19 protein-coding genes are annotated in these 14,865 nt (G+C 41.6%); 8 read left to right on the top strand and 11 right to left on the bottom strand.

Annotated elements, in window-relative coordinates; all coding sequences use genetic code 11:
• Positions 1–110 precede the first annotated feature (110 nt).
• A complete protein-coding gene (locus tag AMD01_RS09700; protein ID WP_053401204.1) occupies positions 111–692 on the top strand; it encodes a DUF4825 domain-containing protein in 582 nt (193 codons plus the stop codon).
• A gap of 70 nt (positions 693–762) precedes the next feature.
• Here the strand turns inward: AMD01_RS09700 and AMD01_RS09695 are convergent, their stop codons facing one another.
• Positions 763–1,560, bottom strand: a complete 798-nt coding sequence (locus AMD01_RS09695) for an STAS domain-containing protein (RefSeq protein WP_053401203.1) — start codon at positions 1,558–1,560, stop codon at positions 763–765.
• A 186-nt stretch (positions 1,561–1,746) separates the two neighbouring features.
• On the bottom strand, positions 1,747–2,103 hold the full coding sequence (locus AMD01_RS09690) for a hypothetical protein (protein WP_053401202.1): 357 nt from the start codon (positions 2,101–2,103) through the stop codon (positions 1,747–1,749).
• Between the two features lie 237 nt (positions 2,104–2,340).
• Here AMD01_RS09690 and AMD01_RS09685 point away from each other — a divergent pair, with 237 nt between their 5' ends.
• Positions 2,341–2,862 (top strand): DinB family protein, encoded by a 522-nt coding sequence (locus AMD01_RS09685; protein WP_053401201.1) that lies wholly within the window; start codon positions 2,341–2,343, stop codon positions 2,860–2,862.
• A gap of 85 nt (positions 2,863–2,947) precedes the next feature.
• Here AMD01_RS09685 and AMD01_RS09680 read toward each other — a convergent pair whose 3' ends face one another.
• The 9 genes from AMD01_RS09680 to AMD01_RS09640 all read right to left on the bottom strand — a co-directional run bounded on the left by AMD01_RS09680 (position 2,948) and on the right by AMD01_RS09640 (position 10,551).
• Entirely contained in the window at positions 2,948–4,426 is a 1,479-nt protein-coding gene (locus tag AMD01_RS09680) for a sodium:solute symporter family protein (protein ID WP_053401200.1), read from the bottom strand.
• Entirely contained in the window at positions 4,423–4,623 is a 201-nt protein-coding gene (locus AMD01_RS09675; protein WP_053401199.1) for a DUF3311 domain-containing protein, read from the bottom strand. The genes AMD01_RS09680 and AMD01_RS09675 overlap by 4 nt, the downstream gene beginning before the upstream one ends.
• A 1-nt stretch (position 4,624) precedes the next feature.
• Positions 4,625–5,803 (bottom strand): amidohydrolase, encoded by a 1,179-nt coding sequence (locus AMD01_RS09670; protein ID WP_053401198.1) that lies wholly within the window; start codon positions 5,801–5,803, stop codon positions 4,625–4,627.
• Between the two features lie 165 nt (positions 5,804–5,968).
• The gene (locus AMD01_RS09665) at positions 5,969–6,316 is read right to left on the bottom strand and encodes a GNAT family N-acetyltransferase (RefSeq protein ID WP_053401197.1); all 348 of its coding nucleotides are present in this window, start codon (positions 6,314–6,316) and stop codon (positions 5,969–5,971) included.
• A gap of 142 nt (positions 6,317–6,458) precedes the next feature.
• A complete protein-coding gene (locus tag AMD01_RS09660) occupies positions 6,459–6,917 on the bottom strand; it encodes an NUDIX hydrolase (RefSeq protein WP_053401750.1) in 459 nt (152 codons plus the stop codon).
• Between the two features lie 145 nt (positions 6,918–7,062).
• Entirely contained in the window at positions 7,063–7,836 is a 774-nt protein-coding gene (locus AMD01_RS09655; RefSeq protein ID WP_053401196.1) for an SDR family oxidoreductase, read from the bottom strand.
• Between the two features lie 340 nt (positions 7,837–8,176).
• Positions 8,177–9,103, bottom strand: a complete 927-nt coding sequence (locus tag AMD01_RS09650; protein ID WP_053401195.1) for a hypothetical protein — start codon at positions 9,101–9,103, stop codon at positions 8,177–8,179.
• Positions 9,100–9,954, bottom strand: a complete 855-nt coding sequence (locus tag AMD01_RS09645) for an AraC family transcriptional regulator (protein ID WP_053401194.1) — start codon at positions 9,952–9,954, stop codon at positions 9,100–9,102. The genes AMD01_RS09650 and AMD01_RS09645 overlap by 4 nt, the downstream gene beginning before the upstream one ends.
• A gap of 297 nt (positions 9,955–10,251) precedes the next feature.
• Positions 10,252–10,551, bottom strand: coding sequence for a hypothetical protein (locus tag AMD01_RS09640; protein ID WP_053401193.1), 300 nt, complete (start codon positions 10,549–10,551; stop codon positions 10,252–10,254).
• 253 nt (positions 10,552–10,804) lie between these two features.
• On the opposite strand from AMD01_RS09640, the gene AMD01_RS09635 reads away from it, so the two are divergent.
• The 6 genes from AMD01_RS09635 (at position 10,805) to AMD01_RS24030 (ending at position 14,779) form a co-directional block, all read left to right on the top strand.
• Positions 10,805–11,128, top strand: coding sequence for an antibiotic biosynthesis monooxygenase family protein (locus AMD01_RS09635; protein ID WP_053401749.1), 324 nt, complete (start codon positions 10,805–10,807; stop codon positions 11,126–11,128).
• Between the two features lie 2 nt (positions 11,129–11,130).
• On the top strand, positions 11,131–11,928 hold the full coding sequence (locus tag AMD01_RS09630; protein WP_053401192.1) for a GNAT family N-acetyltransferase: 798 nt from the start codon (positions 11,131–11,133) through the stop codon (positions 11,926–11,928).
• 141 nt (positions 11,929–12,069) lie between these two features.
• Positions 12,070–12,276, top strand: coding sequence for a hypothetical protein (locus tag AMD01_RS09625; protein ID WP_053401191.1), 207 nt, complete (start codon positions 12,070–12,072; stop codon positions 12,274–12,276).
• A 95-nt stretch (positions 12,277–12,371) separates the two neighbouring features.
• Positions 12,372–12,806, top strand: a complete 435-nt coding sequence (locus tag AMD01_RS09620) for a GNAT family N-acetyltransferase (RefSeq protein WP_053401190.1) — start codon at positions 12,372–12,374, stop codon at positions 12,804–12,806.
• Positions 12,807–12,984: 178 nt separating this feature from the next.
• Positions 12,985–14,379, top strand: coding sequence for a protoporphyrinogen oxidase (locus tag AMD01_RS09615; RefSeq protein WP_053401189.1), 1,395 nt, complete (start codon positions 12,985–12,987; stop codon positions 14,377–14,379).
• Positions 14,380–14,602: 223 nt separating this feature from the next.
• Positions 14,603–14,779, top strand: coding sequence for a hypothetical protein (locus tag AMD01_RS24030; RefSeq protein ID WP_157052686.1), 177 nt, complete (start codon positions 14,603–14,605; stop codon positions 14,777–14,779).
• Positions 14,780–14,865 lie beyond the last annotated feature (86 nt).

Here is a 14,865-nt window from a genome sequence, read left to right as displayed (position 1 = left end):
AAGATGAAACCAAACGTTTTTTTACCCATATAATACAGCATCACATCAAAAGCAATATGTCTAAACCGCATATTGCTTTTTAGTTTACGTAGGGGATAAGGAGAGAGTATATGAACAGGTGTATGAACCTAATTCTATCCGTCACATTCATAGTAGCACTTTGTAGCGGCTGTATGGATTATAAGTCCATCACAACGATTGACAGCGTTAAGGAGTCCTTCCTTCCTTCATATATTGGAACAAATAGTGACGAGATTTCAAACGTAAGCGCACTAATCAAACAGCTGCCTGGAGGGGAAACGTTTAAAAAGATCAATGTACAGGGTGAGTACGTCCGTATTACGTATGGATACAGCCAAGGGGCTATTCCCGATGGGCAAATTGATAACTATTGGTTTGGAAAACCGTCGACATTGTCTGAAACATTTTTATATAATGCCATTTATGAAGCGATTCTCATTCCCAATGCAAAAGCCTATGAGGTTATAGTGGATAATCGTAGGTTTGAGGTGTCCAAAGAAGAGATGCAGGCGTGGCTTCAGCAACATTTCCCAGACTTCCCAGAGAACCTTTACAACGGAAAAGAGGTTAACCACTTTTTAATGAAACATCAGCAAGACATTCAACAGCTCGTTCAAACACCGTCGGTACGAAAAGCGTTCTTTTCTCGCCATCCAATCACAAAATTTTAACAAAAAAACACGCCCTCACTGTTAAATGACAGAAAGCGTGTTTCAACTTATATACAAAACCTTCGGCAATCTATTGTGCTCGCTGTGTTTGCCTTAATGCATATTGAATTCCTTTATTCAAATTGGCAAAGGTTAACACATTTAGCGTTACGCCTAAATTTACGAGGGTTTGTGCGATTTCGGGACGAATGCCAACGATAATGCACGTAGACCCTAGCATATTAGCAGCTTGGGTAGCCTGCATTAAGTAATTTGAAACGTACGTATCAACTACTGGCACACCTGTAATATCAATCAAGACGTATTCACTGCGTGTTGAAATGATGCCGTTAAGCAGATTTTCCTTAATGGTTTCTGCGCGCTCACTATCAATTACGCCAATTAGCGGAAGAACGCAAATTTTTTCAAACACAGGGATAATTGGCGCCGTCAGCTCTTGAACCGTTTGTTTTTGCTCTTCAAAACGTGTCCGCCAGCTTTCTGAACAATCATTAACAAGGTGCATTAAAATAGGATCAAACCAGCCGTCGATTTCTTCATAGAATGTCATAATGTTCTCACGTGGAATGTCCTGTTTTAACATCATATACAGCGCGCTGCGCCTAAATTGTTGAAAAGCAGCCGTCAAATAATTGAGCGACCATTCTTTTGTAAACAGCTTGTTATAAAAAGCGCGTAGCTCAGAAAAATCTTCTGTTTCGTACTCTTTAAGGCTGTTTATGATCAATGAAAATGCTTCTTCATTCAAAGAATGATTGCCTTTAAATTCTTCTATATGAGGATCTGTAATAGAGTTAAGATGCTCCTTCCAATCGCTGTACAGTGAATCTTTATTCGCTTCTAACAAGCTCACAATGGATGCGTTCACATTTGCTGCCTCCTCCCCAAATAATCATTATTAGTGTTCCCTTGCACGTAAGGTTGTAAACAGGCCGACTCTACGTTATTTGTTTAACGAGAAGATAAATGGCTAACTCTAAGGAAATTATCTACCCAAAAAAGCATATAACGCTGCTTAACTTATGGAAGAGGATCTGGCTAATAATTTTATGTATTAATGAGAAGAAGCCCGCTGTGTTGTTGATGAAGTGGGCTTCTTCATTATAATATTAAGAACGACGGGATCTACGAGAACGACCAGATCTGCCACGAGAGCGGCGGGATCTGCGAGAACGACCAGATCTGCCACGAGAACGACGGGATCTGCGAGAACGACGGGATCTGCCTCCAGAACGACGGGATCTACGGGAACGACCAGATCTGCCTCCAGAACGGCGGGATCTACGAGAACGACCAGATCTACCTCCAGAACGGCGGGATCTACGAGAGCGACCAGATCTACCTCTGGACAAAGGACCAGGGCACATAGAAACAGGTTCTTGGTATAAAAATTCTTCCATTCCGTTTTCAATCATTGCTTCTACAGCTAAGGAAAGGTCTTGTTCAGTGTAAGTTTGCATAGTATACATACCTCCTTAAAAGAAAGCTACGCTACATCCTTTCAGATGCAACACTATATTCTATGCATCTAGCAATCTAGTGGGAAGGAAAAATACGCATTTTAGGCGAAAAAAGAGCACACATTTTAAATGAATTCATTCATTTAAGAATATAATGGAAATATATAAAAGAAGGAGGATGAGAGTTAATGTACCAAAGACCAAAAGAAAGTGAGTATAGCCCGTTTTACCATACGTATGTAAAGCACGTTCCAGAAGGAGACATTGTACCTCTCTTGAAAGATCAGCTACAGCACACAATTAAACTAGTAAAAAACCTTACAGACGAGCAAGCGCATTTTCGCTATAGAGAAGATAAGTGGTCAATAAAAGAAGTAATTGGTCATATGATTGATACGGAACGCATTATGAGTTATCGGCTTCTTTGCATCGCACGAGGAGATCAAGCGTCCCTTCCAGGGTTTGATGAACAGAGCTACGCGAAACATGCTAATTTTAATGAACAAGAAATCGGAGTGCTAATCCAACAGTTTGAGCAGCTTCGTCAGTCTACTATTTACTTACTGAAAAGCCTTGCAGATCACGTATGGAAAATGGAAGGAACGGTTAGTGATCATCCAATCACAGTGCAAGCACTAGCTGCTATTATTTCCGGACACGAACTGCACCATCGACATATTCTCATTGAACGCTACGGATTAAACGGATAAAGAATAAGGAAGGAAACGAAAAAGCCGAACGAAGGAAATAGCTCCTTTGTTCGGCTTTTTCATTAAAATCTAGTATTTTTCTAGATTATGAAACGACTTTCTTTTCTTCGTGTACGTGTGTAATGGCAGCAGATTTTGTTACTAAGCTGACGATCACCAGCACAACAATATTAATGACAAGGGCAACAACCCCGACATTTAAATCCTTCACTACTTGTGGAAGGGAAGGGAACATCGTAGCGATGGTCGAGCTAGAAATTGTGACATATGCTACGAATGCAATACCTGCTAAAATACCAGAAGCGGCACCATATACCGTTACAAATGGTTTTTTCGCAAGGCTTAATACAAGAGCAGGGAAGAGCTGCGTCACAATGCTATAGCCCATTAAGAGAAGTGCACCGATCGTATCTCCGCCTTGAAGCGTAAAGAATACAGCAATTAGCGCAACAACTGGAACGGTCGCCTTGGCAGTGAACGTAACCTGTTTATCTGTTACAGACGGGGCAAGCGTTTTGTACATATTTTTTGCGGCAAGCGTTGCGGCACCCATTAAAAGCATTGATCCAGGAACTAACGCTGTTAACAGTCCAGCGCCACCAATGACCCCAATAAACCAAGGATCAAATGTCTGAAGCGCAAGACGGAACAATGATAAATCCGCATCTGCACCTTCAAGACCAGGAACTTTTAAAATGGCAGCGAATCCTGCAAAGAAAACAAACAGTAGAACGAGAGAATATAACGGCATAATCGTCGCATTTTTTCTAAATACCTTTGCATTTTTTGCTGAGAAAGAAGAGGCAAAAGTATGCGGCCACATGTAAAATCCGAGCGCCGTTAACACAATGGTGGAAATAAACCAGGAAATGCTCATGCCCGTTTTCGGAAGGGCGATAAATCCAGGTTTGGCTGCCTCGATTTGCTGAAACATCTCCTTAAAGCTTCCATAGTAATGAATAGGTAAATAAATTCCTAAAAATAGAACGATGCCAAGGATTAATACATCCTTCAGTGCCGCTGTCCAAGCAGATCCGTGAATACCTGAGATCATCACGTACACCGTAATAGTAGCAGCACCAATCCAGACGGAAACCGTTGGAGAAATACGGCCATAAGATGCTTCCGATACAATAATTCCAAGTCCTTTAAGCTGTAGAACGAGATAAGGAATGATTGCGACAATCCCAACGACTGCTACCATGAATCCGAGCGCATTGCTTTTGTATTTGGCAGCAAAGAAGTCTGGCTGTGAAACGAGCGAATGTTCTTTCGCGTACTTCCAAATTGCCGGAAGTAAGAAATAAGAAATGACATAGGCTAGCGCACCGTACGCTAAAATATAGAAGGTAGGGCCACCTTTTCCGTATGCCCAGCCGCTTCCTCCTAAAAACGTAAACGTTGTATAAATTTCACCAGCCATTAAAAGGAATACGAATACCGATCCAAAGCCACGTCCACCAACTGACCACTGCTCAAGATCCATGTCTTTTCCTTTTTGTGCACGAATACCTAAAAATAGTGATAGAAGTAAAAATGCTGCTAAGATGATTAATGCTATCATGAGTCCATTTCCTCCTTATTTTTAGGGTCAAGTACATATAGAACCGTCATGCAGACAGAAGTGAGCAAAACGGCGATTAAAATATAAAACAGTAAAAACGGCATTCCGAGAACATAAGGCTCGACGCTATTAGCGAAAACGGGACCTACTACTAATAACAGAATGGGAATGAGGCCAATTAGGCGAACTTTATTCATGTTAAACAACCTCCTCTTTTAAAAGATCAATAGCGGCTTGTACAAATAAATTCTTTCCGATGGACAGTGCTGCTTCGTCAATAGTGAAGCGAGGGTGGTGATGTGGGTAAGTACTTTCCTCTGTTTCATTACGTACGCCGACAAAGAAGAAGCAACCAGGCGCATGTTCAAGATATGCAGAGAAGTCCTCACCGGCCATAGTTGGCTGTGTACGAACGACGCGCTCTTCACCGAACAATTCTTTTGCCGTATGTTCAATTTTCGCCGTAACCGAATCCGTGTTAACAACAGGACGATAGCCGTATTCAAATTCAAACGAATAGGTCGCTCCGTGTGCACCCGTAATTCCTTTTACAATTTGCTCGATGCGATTAGCCGTATCCTCGCGAAGTTCATGCTGCATGCTGCGGACTGTACCAGCGATTGTGGCGCTATCTGGAATGACGTTGTCAGCTGTACCAGCATGAAACTGTGTAACGGATACGACAAGAGGGCTGAAAGGGTCCGTTGTCCGCGCGACGATATGCTGAAGATTTGCAACAACTTGAGCCCCGATCGCGATGCTATCAACGGTTTCATTTGGCATACCGCCGTGTCCGCCTTTACCTGAAATGGTAATACGGAATACGTCTGGTGAAGCCATCGCACCACCATACACAATGCCGATTTTCCCAACTTCAAGCGGAGACCAAAGGTGAGCACCAATCACATAATCCACGCCTTCCATGACGCCAGCATCAATCATTTCCTGCGCCCCACCTGGGAACACTTCCTCTGCGTGCTGAAAGAAGAAGCGCACTTCGCCTTGAATAGAGTCACGGCGATCTGATAGCTCTTTGGCCGTTCCTAGCAAAATCGCTGTATGACCATCATGTCCACACGCATGCATCACGCCAGGATTCTGAGAGACGAATGAAAACGAATTTTCCTCTTGAATCGCAAGAGCGTCCATATCTGCGCGAATCGCAAGCACTTTACCAGGCTTCGTCCCAACTAATCTAGCCATCACGCTATACTTCGTTGGACGCGTCACATCTAAATTCGGAATTTGTGTAAGCGTGTCGTAAATAAACTGTGACGTTTTTTCCTCATGAAAGGAGAGTTCTGGATTCATATGTAGATGTCGTCTCCATTCTACAAGCTGTTCCTGTGATACAATCTGTTTTTGGGTCGTTTCCATACTTGTCATCCTTTCAATTTGTTTTTCGATCGGCAAAGGTGAGTGTAAGATTTATGTCACTCACCAAAAGAACGCTTGATGCAATATGTACTAAAAACTCATAATTTATGTGAAATTATACAATATTAAGACTATTTAATCAATATCGTTTAGTAGATAAATGTTTTAGTGGAAAAATAGTTTAAACCACAAAAAAGCCCTCCAAGGTGAGAGGGCTTTAAAAACATGCTCGTACTGCAGAAGATGAGGTTGTTCACCTCGATACATGTCTGTTCCGTTTTGGCTAATCTGTTGAAAGGACAGCTTTGTAAGCATTTTTTGTGCGCGTGTATTTGTTGCATTCGTTTCTGCACAAAGACAGCGAATGGCCAGCTGTTCCTTGGCATAGGGAAGGAGGGCCTGTACTGCTTTTACGCCCCAACCGTTCGCCACACAGAATTCCACGTCTTTTCTCCATTTTAAAATAGAAGGAAAATCGTCCATTGTAATGGGTCTCAGCATCAGATTTTCCATGTTAACGGTCCTTGGCGAACAATTCAGGATCTAATTTCTGTAAAGAGGACGGTATATTTTGAAGGAACGGATATTGAGCCGTTGCATCTAATAATAATGCGATAACGCTACTAATCATTACATAACCTTCTCTCGATGTTGTTTACTTCGTGTGATAAAGCTTTAAGAATCGTTCAATGATGGGGCGCTCAGGAGGACTAATCTCTGATGGAAGCTCGTCAAGGGAGAAAAACCTCAAATCCTTTACTTCAACCGGATCAGGATTCAACTCTCCCTCATAGTCCCGGCAAATGTACGTAGAGACTACGTTATACACTTGATCGCCGTTTGGATACTCATAATAAAACTCTTTCCCTGAAAACGTGTGGAAGAGGGTAAGCTCATTCACTACAAGCCCTGTCTCCTCATAAACCTCCCGCTTTGCTGCTTCCTCAAGTGTTTCATCAATTTCCAATGATCCACCTGAGAGTGCCCAGCAGTTATTGTCTGTTCGAAGCTGTAGCAAAAGACGATTCTCTGAATCTAGTAAAATGACGTTCGCCGCAACCATGAGTAGAGGACGACTTCCAACTACCTTTCGAAGATCCATTATGTAGCCGATGTTGATCACCTTTTCTGTATAGAAGTATATAGAATAAACCTCAAGATAAGTTTAACTAATTTGGGAATAAGAGTAAAATATTTTGAGGTTTGTAGCGTTCAAATAACAACAAAAAAGACGCATGCCATCATGCGTCTTTACACTATTAATCTATAAATCCACCGTCTGAATGAATAATTTGTCCGGTAATCCATCTAGCGTCGTCACTCACTAAAAATCCAACAAGTCGGGCTGCATCGTCAGGCGTACCGATTCGGCCCGTTGGAAACTTTGGCTGTAAAAAGTTCTTGATTTCCTGAGTCATCCACCCAGAATCGGTCGGACCTGGGTCAACGGCGTTTACCGTAATATGATAAGGAGCGAGCTCTAGCGCAAGGGTTTTCGTGAAAGCTGAAATGGCTCCTTTTGTTGTCACATATGCGAGATTTCCAAGCTCCGGACTTTTATCCTGACCGGAAACGAAGTTCACAATTCGCCCGAATCCAACCGTCTCAATCCGCTTGGCAAATTCTGCTGAAAGAACGGTAGGACCCGTAATATTCACGGCACAGTGCTTTGCGATAATGTCAGTTGTAAGTTCCTTGTAGCTTACTTCCTCACAATGTGTAGCGTTGTTAATAAGAATGTTCGGCGTGCCGAGCGTATGCTCAACTTCATCTAGAAGAAGAGTAGGGGCATTTGTAGTCGACAAATCAATTTCCATGCTCCCGACACGAATGCCATATTGCGATAGTTCCTTCGTAAAGATCTCGGCCCAGTCATGCTGAACATCTTCATAACCAGTTTGAACATCGTAGTGGGGAAGATACGTAAAGAAAATATGAATTCCCTTTCTTGCAAGTTCCCGGCACAGTGCCGCACCAATTCCGTTCGGCCTGCTGGCCCCCGTAACAATCGCTATTTTAGATAAATGATTCATGAATTTATTCCTCCTTCAATAATGAAGGAACGCTTTTGGCAACAAAAGAGATGTAAAACTAAAAAAAGCCATATACACATCGGTATCGGCTTTGCTTCTCACTTCTATGCGAGACGAAAAAGCACACCATGCGTTCCTTTGAATGAACATGATTAAGACACACGTCTCCCTTGGCCTAGCAGCACAGAAAAAAAGGCGTGTACTGTTTCAACTCATTACAAAGTGATCCACATCGTTTTGCTTCAATCTCCTTTCGGTACATCTCTTTGTGATTATTATAAGAGCGTTCTCATTTTTTGACAAGAGACTTGGAATGAAGAGACAAAAAAATATTGAGTCTTCAAGACTCAATATTTTCCCTAAATAACCTTTCAATCTCTTGTTCAACTCCACCAAGCTTCTCCAACGTTTCACCAACCATCCGCCAATCTTCATAAGAGGCATACGTATAGCACTCACCGAAGATCTCAGCCTGTGCTTTTTTTAGCGAAGAAAAAGTAGGAGAGGATTGTTGAAAAAACTGAGAAAAATCAAGTGCTCGTCGTGCTCCGACAGGGAAGGCGAAGTGTCTGAGGTGCTCTTTTTCAGCCATGGATACGAGGTCTCTCTGCATATCTGTTGCTTTTTGATAAATAATTGCACTACCTGATTGATACTCGTTTTGATGACGACGATATATTTTTTCATAAAAAGATAGAAGGCGCTGAGCGAGCACTCCATCAGACGCATTTTCCATTCGTTTCGGTGACGTCCAATAGCGATAAGCACCGCTGCTCCACTCAATGCTTTTGGCTCTCCACGCATTTTCTAGCTGTGCAATAGGAAACCAAACGTACGGATAGCCGGCAGGATCGTGAAGGAGAAGGCGATCACCTTCTATTTTGATAGCGAGTACATAGTGATCACACCCATGAAGAAAGGGGTGATTGGGCAAATAGGTCAGCATGCCCATATCAAGAGGACCTAAGAGAGCGGGTCCGTTTTTTAATGCTTCAGTTAGTTCGTCAATGGGCATAGACGCATCGTTTCCTTTAACGTTCTCCGTAACTTGAAATCCTAAATGATGAAAAGCATGATTTAACGCTTGATCTGGACTACTCATAGCTTGATCAAAATGAAGAAGGTCATGCCGTACCAAGCTCGCACCAAGTGAGAATCCGCTTGCCACCTCGAGAAGAGAAGGAGATACGGTTTCGCCAATAGAAGCTAAAAGCATAGACCCTCCGTTTGCATAGCAATAAGCGCCGTTTCCTTGATAATTCGTCATTTGACAGGGATCCAAATTTCAGAGTACAGATTAGGACTCGTTGGATCTTCATCCGTATACACTTCAAGTTCTGGTGTACCAGCATGGCGGTAGCTGTTTGATGGGAACCATTCCTGAATAATTTTCTTCCACGTATTTTGCATCGCATCAGGCATTGGTCCACGCACCTCAAAGATGGCCCATTTGGATGCCGGGATTTCGAGAGATTCAAACGAATTTGGTGCTTCGCCCTCATGAGCAGTAGCGATCCAATAATCCATGAGAGGGGAGTCTTCCTTCGTGTCGCAAACGCCAAGTACGCCCTTTACCACCCCATCATTTAACTGAAATAACGTTGCATCCGTTTTATTTCCATTCACTTCATTCCAAAAGGCTGGAATTCCACTTAGGTTTTCTCCATTTTTCACTGAAAACGGACGACGTAATCCAACAACTTGAAAGCTTTCTTTTTCCACGATTTTATAATTCATCGGTTCGGCTCCTTTTATGCTTACTTGAATCGTTAAGCGATTATATGATTTTAAGTTTCTAGCATTTTTTCTTGCTTCACTTGGTTTAATGCCGTGCTGCTTTTTAAAGGCTTTTGAGAACGATTCGGGCGTATCGTACCCATACTTAAGCGCAAGGTCAATGATTTTGATATCGCTTCCTGTTAAGTCCTCTGCGGCAAGGGTTAAGCGTCGCCTTCTCATATATTCTCCAACCGAGATATCGGTAAGAAGAGAAAATGTGCGCTGAAAGTGGAAAGCAGAAGAGTGGGCTTCTCTTGCAATTTCCTCTATCGACACCTCCTCAAGTAAATGGCCTTCCATGTATGCAATTGCTCGTTGTATTCCTTCAACCCATCCCATATTTCTCCACCTCTTAAACGTATCTTAGCAATTTTTTCTATGTATGATCGGTCATTTTCTGCTCTCTTTAGACCGCTTTACGAAAACTTTTCAATTAAAAATTGGATGATCCCAATGACAACAAGAGAAACCGCAATGCATTCAATGATTTTCAATAGCAATTTCATCGTAAATCCTCCTTTAGAAAGTATCTTCTAGCATTATATCAAAAATTTGGAATTATATAGGATAGAAACTGTAAAGACAAAAAAACGCTTGGAATCCTATCCAAGCGTTTTTAAGAGGGTGGCCGCAGTCTTACTGGTCAACGCCGTCTTTAAAGTTTTTGTCCCAATATTTATCACCTTGATGCTCGAAGTCTTGTGTGGTTTTCACAAGAACATCAATAATCGTACGCTTTGTTTCATTCACAAAATCAAGATAGAGCTTTTCCGTTTTTCCGTCCGGATTAATACCTGCTAACGCATTGGAAGCCGTTAGTAAACGATGCTCTTCAACTTTATGATCTAATTCTTCAAAAATGTGCTGTGCAAATTTAGCAATATCCTGATGCTCTTTTTTCACACGACTTTGTAGTTCTTCTAATGTTTTGTTCATCGTCTGTTCTCCTGTTCCTTGTGTCTTAAAAACCCATCCCCATTAGTTTATCATAATGCTGGGTTTTTAAGAAAATATACCCTGTTTTTCATGGTGATGAAACGATGCTTTGACGCCTCTGCTCTAAAAAACGTCATTATCCGATGATATCGACACAAAAAGACATTTTTTCTAATAACGAGAAAAAAAGAAGGGTTTACTTCTGTTTACAGAGAATCAGTTTATCTTACTTAAAAATGGAGGGACCAAAATGATGAGTCATTTTTCAGACTACTACGCAGTGATTTTCACCTCTACTCGCACGCCCATGCAAAAAGGATACGAGGAAATGGCGATTAAAATGGTGGAACTTGCGGAGCAGCAAAAAGGCTTTTTAGGGATTGAAAGTGCACAGGATTCCTCGCTTGGCATTACCATATCCTATTGGGAATCATTAGAAGATATTAATCAATGGAGAAATCATGCAGCTCACAAAGTGGCACAAGAAAAAGGGAAAAGTGAATGGTACGAATCGTTTTCACTACGCGTATGTAAGATAGAGCGTGAACATCATTTTAAGAGAGAGAGGCTAGAGTAGATATGACAACGAAAAGCAAAGGCTTGTTGCTAGAGCATGCTGAGATTGATTGTTTAACATCGCGCCTAACAGTGATGGAACAACTCCCAGGAAACCCGATGAATGTGGAGATAAAGCACTTTGGACGTGCAACTGCTTTTTCTGTTCAAAACATTCCAGGTCCAAGCTTTAATACCGTAAAAGGTTTACAAGACGGGGATGAATCGTATGTAGAAGATATTCTTGCTTTTTATAAAGAAAAGGGGATACCCGTTCGCTTTGAACTAACGCCTGCACATGTCTCGTCTAATTTATTGACCTATTTGGCTAAAAAAGGCTTTTATCAGCATGATTTTCATACCTCTTTTTATAAGCCGCTCATAAAAGAAGAAGCACAAATGAATGCGTCTGTTTCCGTTCGAGAATTAAGAGAAGATGAATTTTCTCTCTTTGGTGAATTGTATACAAAAGGCTTTTCTATGCCGCCTTTTTTAGCAAGTGGGGTAGCTTCAAACAATCAAATCCTATTTGGAAAAGAAGGATGGTCGTTTTATGTTGCGGAGATAAACGGGAAACCAGCTGGAATTGGCGTCTTATTTTTAAAAGATGGAATGGCGACGATGGCTGCTGCTGCAACAATTCCTGAACAGCGTAGAAAAGGCGTGCAAACAGCCTTACTACAAAAGCGATTAGTAGAAGCACTTAATCAAGAGTGTTACTTAGCCGTTAGCCAAGCAAGGTTTGGTTCAGTAAGTCATGCCAATATGGAACGGATCGGTTTTCAGATTGGGTATACGAAAACGATTTGGATTCAAGAGTAATACATAATAAATATGAGTCTACACAAGCGATTTGATCGAGGTTTACCCTGCTCCTAAATGGGCTACATACATAGTAAACACATTTCGAGTAGAAGACACGCATCATGAACAGTCACCGTACTACTCTTAGGAGGAATTCTGATGGAGCAATACAAGCTTGAAATGGTAGACGGAAAAGACGAAGAGATGAAGGTTAAAAACGACCCCGAACACTTAGATAAGAAGCGATTAGTAAACCAGCCCGAGAGTGATCTGACGGTCGATCATATTCCAGAAGAGGAATTGAAGCTTGACATAAAGGGCGAAAGGAACAAAAAAAGCACGCGCGATGAGTCAATCAGTGACTAAGTACGGGAAAGAGTGCTCTCTGGCACTCTTTTTTTCTGTTTACAGTGCGCTTCTTTTTCGCTACAATGATCAAAACATAAGAAGGGATGACAGCAATGAGTATTGTGACAATCAACACAAGTGAACAACTAAAGGATGCCTTCTCCATTCGCAAAGCCGTCTTTATTGACGAACAGCACGTACCAGAAGCGGAAGAGTTTGATGGATTTGATCAGCTTGATGGCTCATGTGACCACATTTTAGTGTACTATGATCGCCAACCGGTAGGAACAGGCCGTGTACGCATGATCGGTGATGTAGGAAAGCTTGAACGTATTTGCATATTAGAGCCTTATCGCAAATTCGGTTTAGGAAAAGGCATTATTGTGGCGTTAGAGGAGCTAGCGAAAAGAAGACAAGCAAACTCTGTGAAACTGCACGGACAAACGCAGGCAGAAGGCTTTTACCACAAGCTTGGCTATGAAACCGTATCAGAGCCGTTCATTGAAGCGGATATTCCACACGTTTGTATGACCAAGAACTTTATTTAATACATAGAAGAAACAAAAAGCTTCAGAATCATTTGAAGCTTTTTGTTTCTTTTTTTGTCACGATTTTTAACCCGTCATGCGATACATTGACCGTAAAAGTTGGTAAAATAGAATCATACTTTCGGTTCGGAAAGAAAGAGGAAAGATGATAGACTCGATGTATTAGGAGCGTGTAATTATGAAACGAATCGTAATTATAGGAGGAGGCATTACAGGCCTTACGACTATGTACGACTTACAACGATTAAAAAATCAGCAAAATCTTGATATAGAAATTGTATTAGTTGAAAAAAATGACCATTTAGGTGGGAAAATTCACACCGTAGAGCAAGACGACTTTTTGATGGAAACCGGGGCAGACTCCATTGTCACACGAAATGAGAGCGTTGCGCCGCTTGTAAACGATCTAGAACTAGAGGACGAAGTCGTCTACAATGCGACAGGGTCTTCTTACCTTTATTCACACGGAGCACTGCACAAAATTCCAGAGGATACGATTTTCGGTATTCCAACGAATGTAGACTCTCTTTTTAGCAGCACGCTCGTTTCGCAGGAAGGAAAGGAGAGAGCGCTGCAAGATTTAGAATCAGAAAACAGTGCGTTCACGGTTGATAGTCCAATTGGCCCATTTTTAAAAACGTTTCTCGGCGATGAGCTTGTTGAAAACCAAATTGCCCCCGTCTTATCAGGCGTGTACTCTGGTGATTTGGATAAGCTAACCCTTGCGACGACGCTTCCTTACTTAGTCGACTATAAAAATCGATATGGCAGCATCATTAAAGGGCTCGGGGCAAACAAAGAGCGCTTTCAAAAGTCTGGAAACAAAAAGTTCCTCTCCTTTCGAAATGGTCTATCAACGATTATTGATCGACTAGAAGAAAAGGTCAGCGAGTCGACAATTTTAAAAGGAACAACGACAACCTCTATTCAAAAGATGGATGAAAAATATATGATTTCATTCGATAATCACGAAGAATTGGAAGCAGATTATGTGGTGCTTGCAACGCCCCATGATGTCGCCCAAGCTATTATAAAGGATAGTACACTTGATCAACATTTCAATCAGATGAAAAACTCGTCGCTGACAAGCGTCTACATTGGCTTTGACGTACCAGATGAGGAACTTCCTGCGAACGGAACGGGTTTTATCGTATCAAATGGGAGCGATCTTTCTTGTAATGCATGTACATGGTCCAGTAGAAAGTGGACGCATACGTCTAAAAAGCGACGCTTGCTTGTGCGCTTGTTTTATAAAAGTACCAATCCTGCCTACGAGCGCTTAATTAAGTTGCCAAAAGAAGCGTTTATTGAAGAAGCGCTGAGCGACGTGAAGAGAAGTCTCGGAATTGAAACAAGTCCAGCTTCAGTTGAAGTGACATATTGGAACAATCTCATGCCGAACTATACGCTTGATCATAAGCAAGCTCTTCAATCGCTGACGGAGGAGATGAAGAAGCGTTTTCCAAATATCCTGTTAGCCGGCTGTTCCTATTACGGCGTAGGAATTGGAGCATGTATTCAAAATGGTCGCGACACGGCAAAAGACATTCATGATTCGTTAACACGTTTATAGAAGAAATTGCCCCGTTCTTTTAAAGAATGGGGGTCTTTTATGTAAAAAAGGCTACGCACCAATGTAGCAGGAAGTAAAATTTTAGTAGCTAAATAATATGAAAAAACATAATTTGTCCCGAACGTAAATAATTTTAAGAAATCAAAACAAAAAACGAAACTTTTCGACTACTTCATTCGTATACATTTTTAACCAGTTTTTTTGATAGGGAGGAGTAGTCATCATGGGGAAATTTTTTCTTGTCATTCTTATTGTCTTATTAAGCGCTACAATTTTATGCTTTGCATTTAATATTCAGCCAGCAGGCTACGTGGTTGGCTTTTTCTTCATAAGTATTGCAATGGGCGTTAGCCGCGTCTATTCAGCCAGTGATGAACGACAGAAGCCGTCTAATCTATAAGTAGAGAAAAACAAGCGGTGCGCACCGCTTGTTTTTTTGTGCGCCATTCCTTCATAAAAATAGATTCTTTACCATCATTTTGAAAC

This window comes from Priestia koreensis, from assembly GCF_001274935.1.
Lineage (GTDB): Bacteria > Bacillota > Bacilli > Bacillales > Bacillaceae_H > Bacillus_AG > Bacillus_AG koreensis.
Note: the sequence above shows the minus strand (reverse complement) of the source record. Positions and strands in the feature narration are given on the sequence as shown.